The sequence below is a fragment of the Bartonella schoenbuchensis R1 genome (assembly GCF_002022685.1).
Taxonomy (GTDB): Bacteria; Pseudomonadota; Alphaproteobacteria; order Rhizobiales; family Rhizobiaceae; genus Bartonella; species Bartonella schoenbuchensis.
This window is the reverse complement of sequence record NZ_CP019789.1, coordinates 1,198,528-1,218,349: the sequence shown is the minus strand read 5'-3', so window position 1 is coordinate 1,218,349 and position 19,822 is coordinate 1,198,528. Positions and strand designations below refer to the sequence as shown.

At 35.6% G+C, this 19,822-nt stretch carries 14 protein-coding genes, 1 tRNA gene and 3 pseudogenes; 12 read left to right on the top strand and 6 right to left on the bottom strand.

The window, feature by feature from the left end; all coding sequences use genetic code 11:
• The first annotated feature begins 865 nt into the window (after positions 1-865).
• From BscR1v2_RS05350 to BscR1v2_RS05325, 6 genes and pseudogenes are all read left to right on the top strand, one after another.
• Positions 866-2,487 (top strand): annotated as a pseudogene (locus tag BscR1v2_RS05350) (ABC transporter substrate-binding protein).
• Between the two features lie 397 nt (positions 2,488-2,884).
• A pseudogene (locus BscR1v2_RS05345) lies at positions 2,885-4,485 on the top strand (ABC transporter substrate-binding protein).
• A 115-nt stretch (positions 4,486-4,600) separates the two neighbouring features.
• Complete coding sequence (locus BscR1v2_RS05340; protein WP_078690006.1) at positions 4,601-5,674, top strand: ABC transporter permease; 1,074 nt, start codon at positions 4,601-4,603, stop codon at positions 5,672-5,674.
• A 1-nt stretch (position 5,675) separates the two neighbouring features.
• Positions 5,676-6,605, top strand: a complete 930-nt coding sequence (locus tag BscR1v2_RS05335; RefSeq protein WP_078690005.1) for an ABC transporter permease — start codon at positions 5,676-5,678, stop codon at positions 6,603-6,605.
• Positions 6,598-7,482: an ABC transporter ATP-binding protein gene (locus tag BscR1v2_RS05330; RefSeq protein WP_078690004.1), complete on the top strand. Its 885-nt coding sequence runs from the start codon at positions 6,598-6,600 to the stop codon at positions 7,480-7,482. The genes BscR1v2_RS05335 and BscR1v2_RS05330 overlap by 8 nt, the downstream gene beginning before the upstream one ends.
• Positions 7,469-8,251 (top strand): ABC transporter ATP-binding protein, encoded by a 783-nt coding sequence (locus tag BscR1v2_RS05325; RefSeq protein ID WP_078690003.1) that lies wholly within the window; start codon positions 7,469-7,471, stop codon positions 8,249-8,251. The genes BscR1v2_RS05330 and BscR1v2_RS05325 overlap by 14 nt, the downstream gene beginning before the upstream one ends.
• A gap of 271 nt (positions 8,252-8,522) precedes the next feature.
• Here BscR1v2_RS05325 and BscR1v2_RS05320 read toward each other — a convergent pair.
• Positions 8,523-8,599: transfer RNA gene (locus BscR1v2_RS05320), tRNA-Met, on the bottom strand.
• Positions 8,600-8,766: 167 nt separating this feature from the next.
• On the opposite strand from BscR1v2_RS05320, the gene BscR1v2_RS05315 reads away from it, so the two are divergent.
• The gene (locus BscR1v2_RS05315) at positions 8,767-9,723 is read left to right on the top strand and encodes a Gfo/Idh/MocA family protein (RefSeq protein WP_078690002.1); all 957 of its coding nucleotides are present in this window, start codon (positions 8,767-8,769) and stop codon (positions 9,721-9,723) included.
• 47 nt (positions 9,724-9,770) lie between these two features.
• Positions 9,771-10,886 carry a DegT/DnrJ/EryC1/StrS family aminotransferase gene (locus BscR1v2_RS05310; protein WP_078690001.1) on the top strand — a complete coding sequence of 372 codons (1,116 nt, stop codon included), beginning with the start codon at positions 9,771-9,773 and terminating at the stop codon, positions 10,884-10,886.
• A gap of 120 nt (positions 10,887-11,006) precedes the next feature.
• Here BscR1v2_RS05310 and BscR1v2_RS05305 read toward each other — a convergent pair whose 3' ends face one another.
• Together BscR1v2_RS05305 and BscR1v2_RS05300 are read right to left on the bottom strand one after the other, a co-directional pair.
• Positions 11,007-11,255: a hypothetical protein gene (locus BscR1v2_RS05305; protein WP_078690000.1), complete on the bottom strand. Its 249-nt coding sequence runs from the start codon at positions 11,253-11,255 to the stop codon at positions 11,007-11,009.
• Positions 11,256-11,655: 400 nt separating this feature from the next.
• Positions 11,656-12,248 (bottom strand): annotated as a pseudogene (locus BscR1v2_RS05300) (DUF1134 domain-containing protein).
• 209 nt (positions 12,249-12,457) lie between these two features.
• Between BscR1v2_RS05300 and chpT the strand changes: the two are divergent.
• Positions 12,458-13,096, top strand: coding sequence for a histidine phosphotransferase ChpT (gene chpT, locus BscR1v2_RS05295; RefSeq protein WP_078689999.1), 639 nt, complete (start codon positions 12,458-12,460; stop codon positions 13,094-13,096).
• Positions 13,097-13,276: 180 nt separating this feature from the next.
• Here chpT and ctrA read toward each other — a convergent pair whose 3' ends face one another.
• Positions 13,277-13,978, bottom strand: coding sequence for a response regulator transcription factor CtrA (gene ctrA / locus BscR1v2_RS05290; protein ID WP_010704078.1), 702 nt, complete (start codon positions 13,976-13,978; stop codon positions 13,277-13,279).
• Between the two features lie 583 nt (positions 13,979-14,561).
• On the opposite strand from ctrA, the gene BscR1v2_RS05285 reads away from it, so the two are divergent.
• Positions 14,562-14,912 carry a flagellar export protein FliJ gene (locus tag BscR1v2_RS05285; protein ID WP_078689998.1) on the top strand — a complete coding sequence of 117 codons (351 nt, stop codon included), beginning with the start codon at positions 14,562-14,564 and terminating at the stop codon, positions 14,910-14,912.
• Between the two features lie 163 nt (positions 14,913-15,075).
• Here BscR1v2_RS05285 and sciP read toward each other — a convergent pair whose 3' ends face one another.
• Entirely contained in the window at positions 15,076-15,351 is a 276-nt protein-coding gene (gene sciP, locus BscR1v2_RS05280; protein WP_078689997.1) for a CtrA inhibitor SciP, read from the bottom strand.
• Positions 15,352-15,706: 355 nt separating this feature from the next.
• On the opposite strand from sciP, the gene mnmA reads away from it, so the two are divergent.
• Positions 15,707-16,936 (top strand): tRNA 2-thiouridine(34) synthase MnmA, encoded by a 1,230-nt coding sequence (mnmA, locus tag BscR1v2_RS05275; RefSeq protein ID WP_010704075.1) that lies wholly within the window; start codon positions 15,707-15,709, stop codon positions 16,934-16,936.
• Between the two features lie 49 nt (positions 16,937-16,985).
• On the opposite strand, the gene BscR1v2_RS05270 is transcribed toward mnmA, so the two are convergent.
• Positions 16,986-17,801: a TrmH family RNA methyltransferase gene (locus BscR1v2_RS05270; protein ID WP_010704074.1), complete on the bottom strand. Its 816-nt coding sequence runs from the start codon at positions 17,799-17,801 to the stop codon at positions 16,986-16,988.
• Positions 17,802-18,678: 877 nt separating this feature from the next.
• On the opposite strand from BscR1v2_RS05270, the gene BscR1v2_RS05265 reads away from it, so the two are divergent.
• The gene (locus BscR1v2_RS05265) at positions 18,679-19,587 is read left to right on the top strand and encodes a cation diffusion facilitator family transporter (RefSeq protein WP_078690328.1); all 909 of its coding nucleotides are present in this window, start codon (positions 18,679-18,681) and stop codon (positions 19,585-19,587) included.
• Positions 19,588-19,822: the final 235 nt, after the last annotated feature.

The window sequence follows — 19,822 nt, the reverse complement described above, 5'->3', positions numbered from 1 at the left end:
TATAAACGATCATGACAAACTAAAATACATCTCTGAGAGAAGGAGTTAAAGATAACATGAGTTATATAGAGATTGATTATATAATATATTGACACTTTAAATAGGGATTTTATTGTGTGCTTATTAAGTGGAAAATACTTTAATTTAACAGATTTCATCTTCTTTATTTTAAATCAAAATCCAGCGTTTAACTGCTAAAAATATAAAGCGAATTGTTAAATATTGGAGCAAATTATTTGGGTATATTTAAAGGTAAATAGTATGCGGGAATATTCTTTTGATTTTACTGATTACCCAATTTTATTCCAAGATAACACAACAGAAGTAGACCTGCACTTTTAAAATTAAATGTATTTTATAATATGATTATTTTTAGAGGCTTGCGCATATGCTTTTGATAAAGGTTCATGATGTGGGAGAAGTTGCTGTGCCGGTTTTGTATAATAATCTCATGCATTGTCGATAATTATGATAACTAGTTTAAGTTGAAATTATGGCTTATATCGGTTGTAAGAAAATGGTATTTTGGTGCAAATATAAACCACTATGTTAAAAAGTATTGTTTGAGAAGAATTTACAAGAATAGAAAAAACGAGATATTTATTTTTAAGTGTGAATTTATAGAGCAAACTTTTATAGCCCATTTTAAAATCACAATGTTGCAACCGTTGTATCTATTATTAAAAAATGAATAAAAGTAATATGGCTATATGTTTTCAAATGTAATTGAAAAATAAATTCAGTGCATAAAGAAGGAAATGACCATCTAAAAGAATACTTGCATTATATTTATTCAGTTTTTACTGGTATAAACTTACTCAGCTAAAATGACTAATTTAAAAATAAGAGTTTAAGGGAAAGATCTATGAATATGAAAAAGAAGATATTAAAGGCGAGCTGTTCTTTTGTTTCTGCTCTTATGGCTGTAGGCATGCTGTTGCAACAAGTGTCAGCAAAAACACCTGCCGATACACTCGTAATGGCTTGGAATCTTGATGCGATTAATGCATTTGATCCTGCTCAAGTCAATGATTCTTACAGCAGTGAAATTATTCACAACATGTGTGATAGTTTGGTTGATACTGATCCAAATGATGCAACCAAAATGATTCCACATTTAGCAAAAAGTTGGGATGTTACAAGTGATCATAATACGGTGATTACTTTTCATTTGCGTGATAATTTAAAGTTTGCTGATGGCCGACCTGCCAGTGCTAGTGATCTTGTTTGGAGTATGAAGCGTGTTATTCAGTTGAATATGGCTAATGCAGCAACACTTAATGAATATGGTATTACAGCGCAAACAGTTGATTCTGCTATTTACGCGCCGGATGAGAAAACTGTAGTAATGAAATTTGATAAGCCTTATCCAGCAGAGCTTATTCTTAATAATGTTGCTGCTAATCGTGTTGCTATGTTGCTCGATCGTGAAACGATTATGAAACACGAAAAAGATAATGATATGGGAAACCGCTATTTAGCAACTCATGCTGCTTGTGTTGGCCCTTATCAGTTGGTCAGTTGGCGTCCTGGAGAAGCTATTTTACTACGTTCTCATTCCAATTATTGGGGCAAGCACCTAAACTTAAACAAGTTCTAATTCGTCATGTTTCTGAATCTGGTACGCAACGCTTATTATTGCAAAAAAACGATATTGATGTAGCGCGTGACTTAACACCTGAGGCTTTGGAAGATCTTGAGAAAACAACAGATGTCAAGATTGAAAGAATATTACAGCCAGCTATGATGTATTGGGGTTTTAATATAACAAACCCTATTTTTGCTAATGAAAAAGTGCGTTTAGCCATGCGCTATCTTATTGACTATGACAATCTTGGTAAAACAGTTTTGAAAGGTATTGGTATTCCACGTTCTAGTTTTGTACCTATCGGCGTTTTTGGCGCTTTGGATGAAAAAGAAGGGCTACCTTTCAAACTTGATCTTCAAAAAGCTAAACAGCTTTTAATCGATGCAGGTTATCCAAATGGATTTGAGGCGCATATCATTGTGGGAGGGGCTCCTTATGCTTTACCGATTGTTCAGTCTATTCAAGATAATGCAGAAAAGGTGGGTGTGCACCTTAAAATTGAACGTGTAGCGGGAGCACAATTGTTTTCAAAAGTTTCTGCACGTGCTTTTGATACAGCTTTTTTAGGATGGGTTAATGAGTCTGCAGATCCTCACACGATGGCTTTGCGCATTGTTTATAACCCCGATAATCGTTTTGAGGCTAAAAATACGGCGTATCCTAGTTGGCAACAAGGATATTTTGATGCAAATATGAATCAGCAAGTTGAAGACGCTCTATTTGAAAAGGATTTAGAAAAACGAGCACAACGATATGCTGATTTACAGCGTCAACTTATGCAAAAAGGGCCTTATGCTTTTCTGTTTCAAAAATATAATACTGTAGCCGTTTCACCTGTTATTAAAAAATGGGTTTGGAATAGTGCGCCACGTGTTTTCTATAGTTCAATTGAAAAATAAGCGTATTTTAGACAATAGAAATACAAAGGGTGAATAGTTATAAGGTTGGTGATGAGCAATAGCCCCTTACATAAAATAACTTTTAGTGATTTATAATATTAAACGGTAAAGGGTAGCTCATTCATAAAAGTTCGATTTGTGTGTATTTGATCAATATTGATAACATGTGATAAGTGATATTTCTTGGTATACTTGCTCATCTATTATGGGTAATTTATAACTTTAAGTATGTGGAAAGAGACTAAGAACATTTTTGAGTTTAAGTTAGATAAGTAGAGTAGGTGAGTACGTACGTACAAATATTTTGTAAGAAAAAAAGCCAATAAAGAAATTGCAATCACTTTATCTGGAAACAGTAAAATATCATAAAAATAGGGATGAGAGGGAGTTTAAAATAATGCTTAAGGGTTTTTGTGCTTTATTAGGGTTAATCGTTTTTTCAGTAGTTTAATGCCAGTAGCGCTAAGTGTGCCGCCTAAAAATACATTAATAATGGCATGGAACATTGATTCAATCAGTAATTTTGACCCTGCCCAATCTGTTGAAATTGTAACAAGTGAATTATTAAGTAATATTTGTAGTTCTTTAGTGCAGTTTGATAAACATGATTCTACAAAAATCCGTCCTGCTATGGCTCGGTCTTGGGATGTTTTAAATGATGGGAAGAGAATTGTTTTTCATCTTCGTGATGATTTAAAATTTGATGATGGAAGGGTGGCTACTGCAAAAGATCTTGCTTGGTCAATGCAGCGAATCATTAAATTAAATCTGGGCTTTGCTCGAGCTTTAGAAGATTTTGGATTTACCAAAGAAAATGTTGAAACCAATATTCAAGCTCTTGATGATACAACTTTGCAGTTAGACTTTGATAAGCCTTATCCTGTTCATCTTATATTGGCTACAATTGGGCAAACTTATACTGCTGCTTTGCTTGACCGGAAAACACTTGAAACAAATAGTGTTAATGGGGATATGGGGAATAAGTATTTAGCTACTCATTCGGCTTGTGTTGGTCCTTATAAATTGGTTCGTTGGCTCCCTGGGGAGCGGGTTGTTTTACAAGCCAACCAACATTATTGGGGAGAGAAACCAAAAATTCAACAAATTTTGGTTCTCCATGTTGCTGAATCAGCAAGCCAGAGATTACTTTTGGAAAAGGGTGATGTGGATATAGCGCGTGATCTTTCTTCAGAAGATGTTTTAGATATTGAAAAACAAGGAGGGCCTGTCAAGATTAATCGTATTTTGCGTCCACAATCTGTTTATCTATCGTTGAATAATAGAAGAGAAATTTTTGCTAATGAAAAAGTGCGTTTGGCCATGCGCTATCTTATTGATTATGACAATCTTGGTAAAACAGTTTTGAAAGGTATTGCAATTCCTCGTGCAAGCTATATGCCATTAGGTGTGCCAGGCGCTTTGGATGAAAAAGAAGGAGTGCCATTTGAGTTGGATTTAAAAAAGGCAAAACAATTAATAAGTGAAGCAGGTTATCCAGATGGATTTAAAGCAAATCTTTTAATTGGTAGTCTTTCCTATATGTCATCTGTTGCACAGTCTATCCAGGAAAATGCGCGCAAAATCGGGGTTGATCTTACAATTGAAAAAATGACACAAACTCAATTGTTAAGCCGCGTTCGTGGAGGAAATTATGATATTGCTATAATGTCCTGGCATACAACAATTCCCGATGGATATTTGTCTTCGATACGTCAAGTTTTTAATCCTGATCCAACATTTACTGAAAAGAAAGGCATGTCTTTAGCTTTGCGGTCTGGCTATTATGATGTAAAGGTTAATAAAATGGTGATGGATGCTTTATCTGAGAAAGATCAAAATAAACTCATTGAACAATATCGCAATTTACAGCATTATATTCTGTATCATGGTCCTATGGCTTATTTATTTCAAACCTATTATATCATTGGTATGGGGCCTAAGGTCAAAAAATGGTTTTGGAATAGTTTTGAAATTCGCTATAGTGAAGCAGAGAAATAAGTTGCAATTCTGTTACGAATAAGGATCATATGAGTGTGCGCGTGCGAGGTATTTTTTATATAGCTAGGAAAGATCGCAAAGCATAGGTTTTATAAATGTGTGGGGAATTACCATAATGGTTTTATCGGATTCAAAAGCTGATGTGGCACTAACACAAAAGCAGAGAAATCTGCATGTATGGTCCTTTTTCTTTAGGTTATTTAAGCTGTTAATTTCGATATTAATTACATTATTGGGTTTAGTGACAATTACTTTTTTTATTGGTCGTCTTTTACCTTTAGACCCTGTTATTGCTATCCTGGGTGATAACATTAGTCAGGAAGCTTATGACACAATGTTCTATAAATTAGGTCTCGATCAGCCATTAATTGTGCAATATTGGAATTATCTTCAAAATATTTTTCTGTTTGATTTGGGGGATGCTTTGACTTCGGGGCGTCCTGTTTTGGAAGATATTTTACGTGTGTTTCCTGCAACGCTGGAACTTGCAACGGTTGCTGTTATTATTGGCACGAGTTTGGGTATTCCGTTAGGGGTCTTTGCAGCAATGTATCGTAATTCATTTATTGATTATTTCGTTCGTATTTTTACGTTGATAAGTTATTCAACACCAGCTTTTTGGCTTTGTTTGATGGCGTTATTAGTATTTTACGCTAAACTTGGCTGGATTGGTGGGCCAGGGCGTATTGATTTTCTTTATGAATATTCTTTCGAACCCAAAACAGGTTTATTTCTTTGGGATTCTGCTATGCAGGGTCAATGGGAAGTTTTTGGCAACGTTTTTAGTCACATTATTATGCCTGCCTTAATTCTAGCTTTTGGTGCTATGGCTTATATTAGCCGTATGACTCGTGGGTTTATGATTGAACAGCTTAATCAGGAATATATTCTTACAGCACGTGTTAAAGGATTGTCATGGGCCAGAACAGTTTGGGGGCATGCTTTTCGTAATTCTGCTGTTCAGATTATTACTGTGGTTGGCCTTTCTTATGCGTTTTTGCTAGAAGGTGCTGTGTTGACAGAAACAGTTTTTGCTTGGCCTGGTTTCGGGCGTTATTTGACTAATGCGCTTTTTGCAGGAGATATGAACGCAGTTGTAGGTTGTACGCTACTTATAGGATGTTTTTCTGTCGCTATTAATTTATTTTCTGATTTGCTTTATCAGCTTTTTGATCCAAGGACACGTTGATATGACAATAAGTAATCATAATAATCCGCGATCGTCATTTTCTTTGAGTCGTTGGTTGAATGAATCTGTTCCGCAGTCAACAACCCAGGCAAATATACAAAAATTTTATTACTCATTGACCATTTTTTTTCGTAATTTTTCAGCTGTATTGGGATTGGCTATTATCCTCGTTATTCTTTTGTGCGCGATTTTTGCGCCTTGGATTGCTACCTATGATATTGCCAGCAATGATCTTACTCATCGATTGCAACCACCGTCTATGCTACATTATTTTGGGACTGATGAGTTAGGCCGTGATATCTTTAGTCGATTAATTTTTGGTGCACGTATTACCCTTTATATTGTTTTTTTAACGACAATTATTGTAGGCCCAATAGGGCTGATTGTAGGCACTATATCTGGCTATATGGGGGGGTGGGTTGATACGGTTTTAATGCGTATTGTAGATATTTTTCTTGCTTTCCCAAGTTTGATTTTAGCACTTGCTTTTTCAGCAGCTTTAGGGCCAGGTATTGAAAATGCAGCAATTGCAATTTCAATGGCAGCGTGGCCACCAATAGCACGTTTGGCGCGTGCAGAAACTTTGACCATACGTTCATCTGATTATGTTGCAGCAGTTTTTCTGCAAGGTGCATCAATGTGGCGAATTGTTTTGTTTCATATAGCACCAATGTGTATTCCTTCAGTGATTGTACGGTTAACATTAAATATGTCTGCAATTATTTTAACAGCTGCTGGTCTTGGTTTTTTGGGATTGGGTGCTCAACCACCAACTCCTGAATGGGGCGTTATGCTTTCGACTGGTCGTGAATTTATGATGACAAGTTGGTGGTTGGCAGCAGTACCAGGTTGTGCAATATTGCTTACAAGTCTTGCCTTCAATCTTTTAGGTGATGGACTTCGTGATATATTGGATCCGCGCAATGGATAAAAAATTATTAGAGATAAAAGATTTACGCATTTCATTTCCTACAACGCGTGGTATTTTAGAGGTTGTACGTGGCGTTAGTTTTTCTGTAGGAAAAGAGAAAATTGGAATTGTTGGAGAATCTGGGTCTGGAAAATCGACAACTGGGCGTGCGATTTTAAAATTAAATCCAAGATCAGCAATTATCAAAGCTCAAAAAATGTGCTTCAATGATATAGATTTATTGGCTGCTAGTGAGCATCAGATGCGCTCTATTCGGGGAAAGCGTATTTCGATGATTTTACAAGATCCCAAATATTCACTTAATCCATTAATGCGAATTGGGAAGCAGATTATGGAGGCTTACCGTATTCATTATCGCGTTTCAAAAATGGAGGCATGGGAAAGAACAATTTCTGTGTTGGAATCTGTTCATATTCGCGATCCTGAACGTATTATGCGGTTATTTCCTCATGAAATATCAGGTGGAATGGGGCAGCGTGTTATGATCGCTATGATGCTTATCCCTAAGCCTGACTTGATTATTGCAGATGAGCCAACATCTGCACTGGATGTCACTGTGAGATGTAAGGTTTTAGCAATATTGGATGAACTTGTAACAAAGTCTGGAGCGGGACTTATTTTCATTAGTCATGATTTAAATCTGATTGCTGATTTTTGTGATCGTGTTTTAGTGATGTATGCCGGTCGTATCTTGGAAGAGTTGCCTGCACGTGATTTATCTCGTGCATGTCATCCCTATACTAAAGCTCTTTTACAAAGTTTACCACAGCTTGATAAACCGGTTGGTGTTTTGTCTGTCCCTGAGCGGAACCCTGATTGGCTACATGGCCCAACAATTGTTAATGGCGTTGAAGGAACTTACCATGACCAATTGTAAAAATATTATTGAGGTTTTTGATTTGTCTGTAACCTTTGGGCGTGGGCACAAGGCGGTAAAGGTTGTTAAGGAAGTCAATTTTCATATTAAGCGTGGTGAATCTTATGGTTTGATTGGTGAATCAGGATGCGGAAAATCAACCATTTTGAATGCATTAGTTGGGCTTATTCCCGATTGTAGGGGGCATTTTACCTTTGATGGACAGGAAGTATTAAAGAAAAAAAGCAAAACTTTTTTACGCCGTATTCAAATGGTCTTTCAAGATCCTTATGCTTCGCTTCATCCAAGGAAGATGGTACATACGGTTCTTTCGGAATCTCTTACAATTCATGGCATGGATAATCACAAGGAAAGGGTGCACGATGTTTTGCATTCTGTTGGTTTAGATTCTTCATTTCTTTACCGTTATCCACATGAGTTGTCAGGAGGGCAGCGTCAGCGTATTGCTCTTGCACGTGCTTTGATTATTGAGCCAGAAGTTTTGTTGCTAGATGAGCCAACATCTGCACTGGATGTATCTGTGCAGGCTGAAATTTTGAATTTATTGAAATCATTACGAGAAGAAAAACAATTAACCTATTTGATGGTATCCCATGATCTTCCTGTTGTTGCGCATATATGTGAGCGTATTGGAATTATGCATCAAGGCGTTATTTTGGAAGAGTTAAGTAATAGTAATTTGCGTCATTTGCGTGCGCAACATGATTATACAAAAATGTTTCTTAAAACGAGTACTAAGCCAATTTCTTGTGAAGAAGAGAGAGCATAATTGGTTTTACAAAAATGGGAGAGGTTTTCTTTATTTTGGATCTTTTGTGCTAAAATAAAAAATTCTCTCTATCTTTCGATTTTTTTGCCTCTTTATTATAAAAACATTTTATAAATATGGGCTTGGTGCTTAAAATTTTAGCAATATAATTGTTTGTTGATTTAGAAGTTGTACTATTATTCTTCTCTAAAAAGTTGTTTATAATTATCTAATAGAATTCGCCAAAAACCAATGGTGCAGAATTTCTTTTAAAAGTGCTATAAAAAAGCGCTGGTAGCGGAGGAGGGATTTGAACCCCCGACACAAGGATTATGATTCCTCTGCTCTAACCTACTGAGCTACTCCGCCAAAACAGAAAGATATTACAAACAATTTTATCTTTGGCGGATATAAGAGGTAGAATAGTGAGATGTCAAGCATCGTTTTTAAGCTTTTCTCTTGTCATTCTATTTCATCCCCGATATGGAATGAATGGAAATATAATTTTCATAGAGTTAGGCAGATAAGGTGTAAAAATGACACCACGTGTAGCGGTTTTAGGATGCGGTTATTGGGGTGGGAATCATATACGAACACTCCAAAGTCTTGGAGCTTTAGCAGCAGTTTCTGATATTGATTCTAATCGGGCTATGAGTTTTGCAAACGCGCATAACGTTGCAGCTATAGCGCCTGATGATCTTTTTACTCATGGGGATATTGATGCAATTGTATTAGCACTCCCTCCACAATTTCATACAGACAATGCACTACGTGCTCTAAAAAATGGTAAAGATATTTTGGTTGAAAAACCAATTGCTTTAAATATGGCTGATGCTGAGCGCCAAGTTCATGTGGCTAATGAACATGGGCGGATTTTTATGGTAGGCCATGTTTTACGTTTTCATCCTGCTTTTGAAAAAATATGTGAATTAGTAGCGAATAAAGAATTGGGAGATATGCGTTATATTTATTCTCACCGATTAGGTTTTGGAAAATTTCATATGCAAAGTGATGCCCTATGGGATCTTGCTCCTCATGATCTTTCAATGATTTTTGCGTTGACAGGGTGTGAACCTTCTGAAATTCGGGGAGAGGGTTCTGCAGTGATTGATCAGCTTTCTGATTTTGCACATATTCATATGGCGTTTCCAAATGGTATACGCAGCCACCTTTTTACTTCACGCCTTAGTCCTTATCGTGAAAGACGTTTAACAGTCGTTGGTACAAAAGCTATGCTTGTATTTGATGATATGGAACCGTGGAATCGTAAATTAGCATTTTGCCGCTTTTCTGTTTGGCAAAAAAATAAAGAGTGGGCTTTTCATTCTGATGAATTAAATTATATTGATATTTGTGAAGGTTTACCGCTTACTTATGAATTGCAGCATTTTCTTCATTGTATTGAAACGCGTCAGACACCTCGTACAAATGGCGATGATGCTCTTGCTGTTTTACGAACTTTAATCGCTGCTAATATCAATCATCGGAGATGAAAAATAGATAGTATTTTCATGTTCTTGTAATTATCAATGGAGTTAATATGAAATTTATCGACCTTGGGGCGCAGCGCGCACGCATTGAAGAGAAAATTAATGCCGCAATTGCGCAGGTGGTGGCCAGTGGTCAATATGTTTTAGGGCCGCAAGTAACGGAATTTGAAGAAAAATTAGCAGATTATCTTGGCGTTAAACATGTGGTTGCATGTGCCAATGGAACTGATGCATTGATGATGCCCCTTATGGCTAAAAATATTGGGCCAGGTGATGCTGTTTTTTGCCCAAGCTTTACGTTTTCTGCTACAGCTGAGGTTGTTGCTTTAGTAGGAGCAAAACCTGTTTTTGTGGATGTTTTGCCAGATACGTTCAATATTGACGTTGATAAACTTGGTGAAGCAATCACAATGATAAAGAAAGAGGGGCAGCTTAAGCCAAAAGCAATTATTTCGGTCGATTTGTTTGGGCTACCTGCTGATTATAAAACAATTTCTGCCATAGCTGCGAGAGAAAATCTTTTTGTTATTGAAGATACTGCTCAAGCGATAGGTGGTAAAATAGGTAATGTTATGTGTGGGGCTTTTGGTGATGTTGCAGCAACAAGCTTTTATCCAGCAAAACCATTAGGATGTTACGGTGACGGAGGCGCTATGATGACCAATGATGGTGATTTGGCAGCGCTTTTACGTTCAATTTTGTTTCATGGTAAAGGGAAAACACAATATGATAATGTTCGTATTGGTTTAAATTCACGGTTGGATACAATTCAAGCTGCAATTTTATTAGAAAAACTTGCAATCATTGAAGATGAGATGGAAAGGCGTGTGGCAATTGCTCAGCGTTATTCTAATGGTTTAAAAGATATTGTAACAGTTCCAGAAGTGGGAGAAGATATTCGTTGTGCTTATGCGCAATATACTATTAAGGTGAAAAATCGCGATCAATTAAAGATGTATTTACAAGAAAACGGTATTCCTACAATGGTTTATTATAATACTCCATTGCATTTACAACCAGCTTATAAACACTTTCCCTACGTGAAGGGTTCTCTTTCTGTTTCTGAATCTTTAGCAGATTGTGTTTTAAGTTTGCCTATGCATCCTTATTTATCGCAAAGTGATCAGGATGTAATTATTCAACACATAAGAAATTTTTGTCTTTAAAAGGTGTATAATTTTTAACATAAGAAGGAAATTGCAACCACCATTTAATCGCTTCAGTAACTTCTTAATGTATAAACGTTAGCTAATATTGTTTTTAAAGACAGTTTATGTCGAAAATATTTATGTAGTACGAATTGTTTTTTTGCGAATATAGGATGCGAGATCACTTTTACTTTTAGAGTTTTTGATCAATGTATTGATGGGTGAATTTTCACCTTCTTTTAAGGCTATTTGGGCAGCTAATGTAGCTGCTAATTCTTTTGTTTCTTTACGCAGCTCATTGAGCAGTTGATTGCTAGAATCACTGTTAAGGTCGTCGATTTGAACTTTTAATAAGCGTTGTTGAAAATCTTCTATTTTTTTACGCATAGCGTTAGTTTCCGTTATAAGAGATTTACCACAAGAATATATTGCTTGTTTTTATGTGATTTAGCACCTGTTTAAAGGGATATGGAGCTCATTATATGGATGGAGACGACCGGATAAAATTGCTTTTTGCTTGATTGAATTGAATTTTACCTTTGAAAAAATTGTATTTTTATCATTGTATATCAGTTTTATAGCATACTTGAGCATAAAAATCATAGCTTTCTTGTATTGCATTGAGTGATAACGGAGCTGTTATAGAAACAAATTGATGTATAAGGCAAAAAGTATTTTGCCAAATAATAAAGAACGACACATCCTTCTTAAACCTGGAAAATAGAAACGCTAGGAATAAAAGAAGAGTTGTTTAATTCGCATAATTTCTTTTTTCAATAGCAATTGTTTAAAATGGATTCCATGTTGGCATGGGGGTTAACTTTAAATACCCCATATTAATGCCAAGACGTGCACCAACCCCTGTACGTACTGGAATCAATAAAGTATTATTACGTTTAAGAGCGTGAAAACCGACTCCCGCAATTAAATAGGCTGAACCTGAAATACCGCCATAACGTCCCCATAAATTGTTTATATCATTGAGATCATAAATTAGAATCATTAAACGAGAGCCTTGACCGCCAAAGTCCCACCCTACAGATGGCCCTTGCCAAAAGACTTTATGCTGACCATAATTTTTGGTAAAGATTTGCCCTTCACCATAAGTTAATCCAGCAAAAAAAGCACCAGAAGCTTCTTCTCCTAAAATATAAGCATTTGGAAGACCGTATCGCGAAAAGATATTTTCAATTGCAGTTGCTAGATTATTTGTAGTTTGTCCAAAAAATTATGGCCAGAACCGATAATTTCTTGCATTGAATAATATTTATTCTTGTTCATTGGTTGAAGTTCAGCGTTTGCAGAACCTACCGTTACAAATAAAAGAGCTATCAAAAGTGCAATATTTGCAGTCCAGCGTGATAAAAAAGAGAGAGTCATGGGATTTTCTTTTTAGTTGTCATATAAAAGGATGTTAAAGTTTTTATTCAATTTAAATAGAAAATAAGGCATAAAACTGTTTAAATCCTTAAAGTTATCTCACAAAATTTCTTTAATGTAGTTATTAATTTCCATATATGCACTGAATGTTAAAAGTTCTAGCGTAAAATGAGTTTTAAATTTTTAAGTTCGGGAGTTATCAATAAATTATGACGTCAACTGTTTCTTTGAAGTTTGCCGATCTTACTGCGCTGCTTTGTAGCCGTATTTGCCATGATTTAATTTCACCTATTGGTGCCATTCAAAATGCGATGGAACTTTATGATGAAGGAGGAGTTGAAGAAGATGCTTTGCAATTGGTGCGTTCGTCTGTTTCAAAAGCTTCTGCATGCTTACAATTTTTCCGATTAGCTTTTGGTGCTTCAGGATCAGTGGACAGTCAGATAGACACGCGTTTTGCTGAACAGGTTGCTCAGCAATATATGGCAGAAGAAAGGGCAATTTTGAAATGGCAAGCTCCCACTTTGCTTTTACCAAAAAATGAAGTTAAGCTTTTGCTGAATTTATTATTAATTGCAAATACAACCATTTCCCGTGGTGGTGAAATAGTTGTGACGATTGCACAAGATATCAATACACGTTCTTTCCGATTTGAAATTTGCGGTCAAATTTTACGTATTCCCCCTCGTTTTGTTGAATTATACAATAAAAAAGCACTAGAAGAAACAATTGATGCTCACGCAATTCAATTTTACTATACAATATTATTGGCTGAGCTAACAGGTATGACACTAAACATATATGAAACTGATAGTCATGTTATTTTTGAAAGCACAAAGAAGCTTTAAATAAAATTGTTTATACTATGCTGAAAATACCCTAATCTTGTGGGTTAATAGAGTGACCTTAGCCTTTCTTAACTAACCCACAAGCATTTTTGTATAAAAGAAGTCATTGTGTAAAACCTTTATTTAAGAAATAAAACGTCACACTTAACATTCCAAAACCATACTTATGCGTTTTATCATTTAAGCGGTTTTGCGTATATTTTCTTCAGATGGATCACGTAATACATAGCCACGCCCCCAAACTGTATCAATATAATTAACTCCCGATGATACAGCATCCAATTTTTTACGCAATTTGCAGATGAAGACATCAATAATTTTAAGCTCTGGTTCATCCATCCCACCATAAAGATGATTTAGAAACATTTCTTTGGTGAGTGTGGTTCCTTTTCGTAATGAAAGAAGCTCTAGCATCTGATATTCTTTACCAGTCAAATGAACGGGACGACCCGCAATCTCAACTGTTTTATTGTCAAGATTGACAGTAAGATCACCTGTGACAATAACTGATTGTGCATGACCTTTAGAACGACGCACGACAGCATGAATACGCGCAATTAGCTCTTCTTTATGAAAAGGCTTAGTCATATAATCGTCAGCCCCAAAACCAAAACCGCGCACCTTATCTTCAATGCTACTCATACCTGAAAGAATAAGAACGGGGGTTTTTATTTTTGCTAATCGTAAAGTCCGCAAAACATCATAACCTGACATATCAGGTAAATTTAAATCAAGCAAAATAATATCATAATCATAAAGCTTACCTAAATCGACGCCCTCTTCACCTAAATCAGTAATGTATACATTAAAGTTTCCTGATTTTAGCATCAATTCAATGCTTTGAGAGGTGGTTTTATCGTCTTCAATTAATAATACGCGCATTTTAAAAATTCCTCGCTTTGCTCCTTGCGAATCAAGAAGAGCTCTTCATTTATACAATTGGTAAAACTACCATTGATAAAAAATAACAACATCAAACACTTAACTGTTAAAAGTGTTTGTAAATAATGCAGTGGTACGCGTAACAATCACCACTATTTTCTCCCCACTATCTGAGATAGTGGTTAACAAAATATTTTCATTTTTGGAAGAGGTTAATAAAATATTTTAGAAAGAATCTTATTTTTCTTAATTAAGTAGAAAAATGAGTTACCTATTTTGTTAATTTTTTACTTAAAATAAATCTTATAATATATTATTTACAATTATTTTTTTGTTCAAAATTATGAGGTTTATTTATTTGTATTTTAAGTTTCTTTGATTCTATGATAGAAATGAAAAATGAATAAGTAGTTGATGCTTTGTAAATACATTGTGTTTATTAAGTGTTTTAAAAAAGGCAGAAAAGAGTTATTTTTCGACTTAAAAAGAACGGTTTACTTTTTTGTTGAAAGGATGGTACTAGAAGTCTGTTGTCAGAGGGGAAATGTGCGTTCTTTGTTAGCGCAATCAAGGAGTAATGAGTATGAAGCCACAGCAGAATATGGTAAAATTAAAAACGTTTCAAGTGCGTGAGAAGCGTCGTGAAATTGCACAGCTTGAAATAATGATCAAAGAATTTGAACAAATGGTGCTAGAATTAGAAGCACAAATTGCCAGTGAAGAACGTAAATCTGGAAATGATGATATTAATCATTTTGCTTATTCAACTGTTGCTCGTGCAGCGCGGAAGCGACACGATAATTTAACAGATTCAATTCGTGATTTACAGCTTCAAAAAGCAAATGCTGAGATTACTTTACATGAAGTTGAAACGGAATTGCAACGTATGCAAGTTCTTGAAGTGCGAGAAAGTGAAAGGGCAGTGGGTGAGTAATGACCATGTTTTGGTAAAGTCTCACACTTTATGATTGAATGATACAAACTGTAGATTAGATATAAATTTTAGTTTGTGGATTATAATAGAAAATAGCCAGATTTAAAAAAATCTGGCTATTTTTTAAGTATAAGGCCTGAAAATCCATCACTATCAATGGCAATTAATGCCTGTATTGTTGGATTCTTGTTGTCCGTAATCCAGCTAAGCCGTGTTCATCAATCGAACTTTGCCATGAAAGAAATTCTTCTACAGTCAAAGTATAGCGTTGACACGCCTCATCAAGACTTAACAATCCACCTCTGACAGCAGCAACAACTTCAGCTTTACGGCGAATAACCCAACGCCTTGTTGTTGGTGATGGCAGGTCGGTAATTGTCAGTGGACTACCATCCGGGCCAATCACATATTTTATTTGTGTTTTTATCAAATCGGTCATTGTATTCTCTACTTTTGTTCAAGGACCTGAGATGCTTGTAAAGCGTGAGCTTTAAAAAAGAACTAAACACGTTGAAAAAAAATTAATAAAATCGATTCAAATGCAAAGGGGTAGATAAAAGATAAATAAAACAGTACATTATGATATTCTCGATAAGGTTTTTTATTAAAAAAAATGAAAAAAGCTGTTTTCTTTGTTTTTTATCTCTCCCTTTGCATTTTGTATCGCTTCTTTAAAAATCTAATACTATTAGTTGTAGGAAGGATAAAAAACAATATAAAGAGATAATGGATAGTGTGTATATATATTGAAACAATCCACTTACTAGCGCATATTTTAAGTAGAGAATAAGCATATGTCTTTAAATAGCCTTGATTTGCCAGGACAGCCCGAAAACTCTCGTATTGTTGTTGCAATGTCTGGAGGCGTTGATTCGTCTGTTGTGGCAGGCCTCTTAAAAAAAGAAGGTTATGATGTTGTTGGAATTACCTTGCAACTTTATGATCATGGTGTTGCAACGCATCGTGTGGGGTCGTGTTGTGCAGGACAAGATATTGAAGATGCCCGTCGTATAGCAGAAACATTGAATATACCTCATTATGTTCTTGATTACGAAGAGCGATTTCGCGAAGCTGTAATTGATCCTTTTACAGAAAGTTATACACATGGAGAAACCCCTGTTCCATGTGTTGCTTGCAATCAAACTGTTAAATTTTCTGATTTATTAGCAACTGCACGTGAATTAGGTGCAGATGCTTTGGCAACAGGCCATTATATTCGCAGTCGTTCTTGTGGTGCACACCGAGCATTGTTTCGCCCTCTTGATGCTGAGCGTGATCAGAGCTATTTTCTTTTTGCCACAACGCAAGAGCAAATTGATTATTTGCGTTTTCCACTTGGAGATCTTCCAAAAGCACGTGTTCGTGAAATAGCAGCAGAAATGGGTTTTGTTGTTGCCGATAAGCATGATAGCCAAGATATTTGCTTTGTTCCACAAGGAAAATATTCTGATGTTATTACAAAATTGCGCCCAGAATCTACAAATCCTGGGATTATTATGCATATCAATGGGCAAATTTTGGGCGAACATTCAGGAATTATCAATTATACTGTTGGTCAACGTCGCGGCATTGGGATTGCAACTGGTGAGGCGCTTTATGTAGTTTATCTCGATGCGGAAAATGCGCGCGTTATTGTTGGTCCGCGTGAGATGTTAGAAACGCATAAACTTTTTTTGCGTGATGTAAATTGGCTTGGTGATGAGCAATTAGACAATTTTCCTCCTAATGGTATTGATGTGGTAGTCAAAATTCGTTCAACGCGCCCTCCACGTCCAGCTCGTTTGCATTATCAAAATGGTGTGTTTTCTGTTGATTTATTAGAAAGCGAAAGTGGGGTTGCTCCTGGGCAAGCCTGTGTTTTTTATAATGAAAATAGTAATGAGGCGCGTGTTCTTGGGGGTGGGTTTATTACACATTCAGAACGTTCTGCAGGTGCTGAGGCAATGTTGAAACAAGTTTTGCATAATTTAGAAACAAAAACTATTACTTTCCCTCAGACTAAAGAAGCTATTGCGTGCAAATAAAATAGTAAACTAATAAAATGGGTATTTACGGTTTAAAATATTCTCACTTTTAGTTGAGTTTATCAAAATCAGCAAAATGTGCTAATGCAATACCTGATGCTGTAGCAACATTGAGGCTATCAAAACCATAAGCCATAGGAATGCGTAGGGTCTCTGATTTTTGTAGAATATGAGCTGGCAAACCATCACCTTCCGCTCCTAAAATAATTGCAGTGCGTTTTGTTGATTTTGCTTCTTTGAGATAGCGTGGGGCAGAAGGGGAAAGGGCATAAAGATGAAAGTCCGCATCATTTAAAGCTTCAATAATGCTATCAATATCAGCGCCTTGTGTGTAAGGTATTTTTAGAGCAGCACCAACAGAAACTCTAATTGCTTTTCGATATAGCGGATCACATGAAGTTTTATCAACAATAATACCATGGCTGGCAAAAGCGGCTGCATTGCGAAAAATAGCACCCATATTATCATGATTAGAAATACCACATAAAACTGGCACCAAGGTTTTTTCTGGAAGATTTTGTAAAAAATCTTGTAATGATGGTAAAGTTTTACGTTCACCAATACCAAGCATACCACGATGAACATGAAAACCAGCAATATCGTCCATGACTTTTTGCGGAACACAATAAATAGGACAGGTTGGTTTTGTTGCTTTTAAAATAGGCATAATTCCAAGAAGGCGTGCTGCTACAATAAGCAATGACAAGGCAGAAAAATCTTTTGAATGCAGCAGTGCTGACAATACTACTTTGCCTTCAGCAATAAATTGATGTTGCCGTCCAACGAGATCTTTTTCACGAATATTGCGATAAGCTTCCAAGCGTGGGTCATCAGTTTCGTGGATTGTTGTGATATTTAAAGTCATATAGAGCTTCTAACATTATTTTTTCTAAATCACCAGCGTAGTGAATGCTGTGTCTTCATGATTGAATAGGGAGACAAAAAAGATGTATTATTTTTAAATTTAAAGTAGAATATATGTTGACATAATACAACCATAAGTATAAAAATACAACTACCGAGTGCAGCACACAACAGTGTTTTATTCGGGTACAGTGTCTTAGGTCCCCGCTATTTCCTAAGACTGTAGTCCCTTTTTAGGGGAAAAGAATCTGGGTCCCAATGCCCAGATTCTTTTTATGGGGATGGTATTTATAAAAATGCTTTTTTCTATGGGCTAAAAATAATTTTTTGAATTGCACGCTATAGATCACAAAATAAAAATTTTGTGGTGAATATTCTGTCCACTTTATGGTTTTTCTTTAAGTAGAATTATTTATAACAACCATAAGTTTTAATGCATTTGGGAATAAAATCACAACAATAATATTAACTGGCTTTTTTGTGCTTTATGCAGTAACAGCTATGCTGAATGAAAATGGTCATAAGAAATATGTAAGTATTACGTAAGTATAAAGTGTGTTTAAGAAAATTGTTTCTCAATTATAAGGCGACAAGAGTGTTCAGTCTATTCAAGAAGCAATTATAACAGTTGGGTTGATACATCTGGTGTCGTTTTAAGAGCTGTCTCTTCTTTTTATGGGAGAAATTCAAGTCGTTACAGTTGATTGAGTATGGTTTGTGATGTGGCATTTTTGCACGAACAGTAGGCTTACGGTAATTGTTTTATTTTATTTTAAAGCTATCTGATATTGAGGAATAATGTAAAGGCATATCAATAATGTTTATAGGTATGCTGCTCAAAATATTGTGCCTCATTTAATAGAGAATGGTGTGTGGTTATGAGTACAAAGATAAAGATACAAAGATTGACACTATGGTCTATTTTAGTGGCTTGTATCGTTTTTGCTTTGAAATATTGGGCTTATCAGATTACCGGTTCGGTCGCACTTTATTCTGATGCTTTGGAATCAATTGTTAATATAATTGCTGCATTAGCAACATGGTGGGCTGTTAAAATAAGTCTAAAGCCAGCTGATCAAAAGCATCCTTTTGGGCATCATAAGGCAGAATATTTTTCTGCTATTTTTGAAGGTGTATTGATCATTATTGCAGCAATTATGATTTTAAGAAAAGCATGGCTAGCTCTTTCGACTGCTGAATTACCGCAGCAGCCTGGAATATGGGTTGGTATTAATATTGCAGTTTGTATCATAAATTATTTTTGGGGTTTGATTCTTATTCGACAAGGCAAAATTCATCATTCACCAGCTCTTAAGGCTGATGGAGCACATGTAATGATGGATGTTTTAACTTCCTTTGGCATTTTAGTAGGACTTATTGCTGCTTTCATAAGTGGATGGACTATTTTAGATCCAATTTTGGCAATAATGGTTGCTATTCATATTCTTGTGCAAGGTTGGAAAGTGATCCATAATTCTGTTCAAGGATTAATGGATGTTGGAGTTGAATTAAATGAAACCATGCGGATTAATGATCTTATTTTAGCAAATGCATGTGGTGCCATTGAAATACATGATTTACGCACGCGTATTGCTGGTAGGGTTACTTTTATAGAGTTTCATTTAGTTGTACCAACTGTAATGCAGGTGGGAGAAGCACATCAGATTTGTAATAAAGTTGAGGAAGCAATTAGAATTGAATTTAAAAATGCCCGTATTACTATTCATATAGAACCTGAAAATGAAGCCAAGTTTCCTCCTGGTACGATGACTATTCCTTCTTTGTGAGAAATTTCCTTTTTATTTGTTTTTTCTATGCACAATGCATAATCGAATTTTTATAGCTATAGAAATAGCGATCATGGATTATTGTAGATATTTATTTTAGCAAGGGGGGCTATGATAGTGGGATATTATATGAAAGTAATGCATCGGCAAAATATGAGGCATTATAATTGATAATGGTATCATAGTTGTTATATCGGTAACTCTGAGTTTTGTAGTTGATTATAATGTTTTAAGA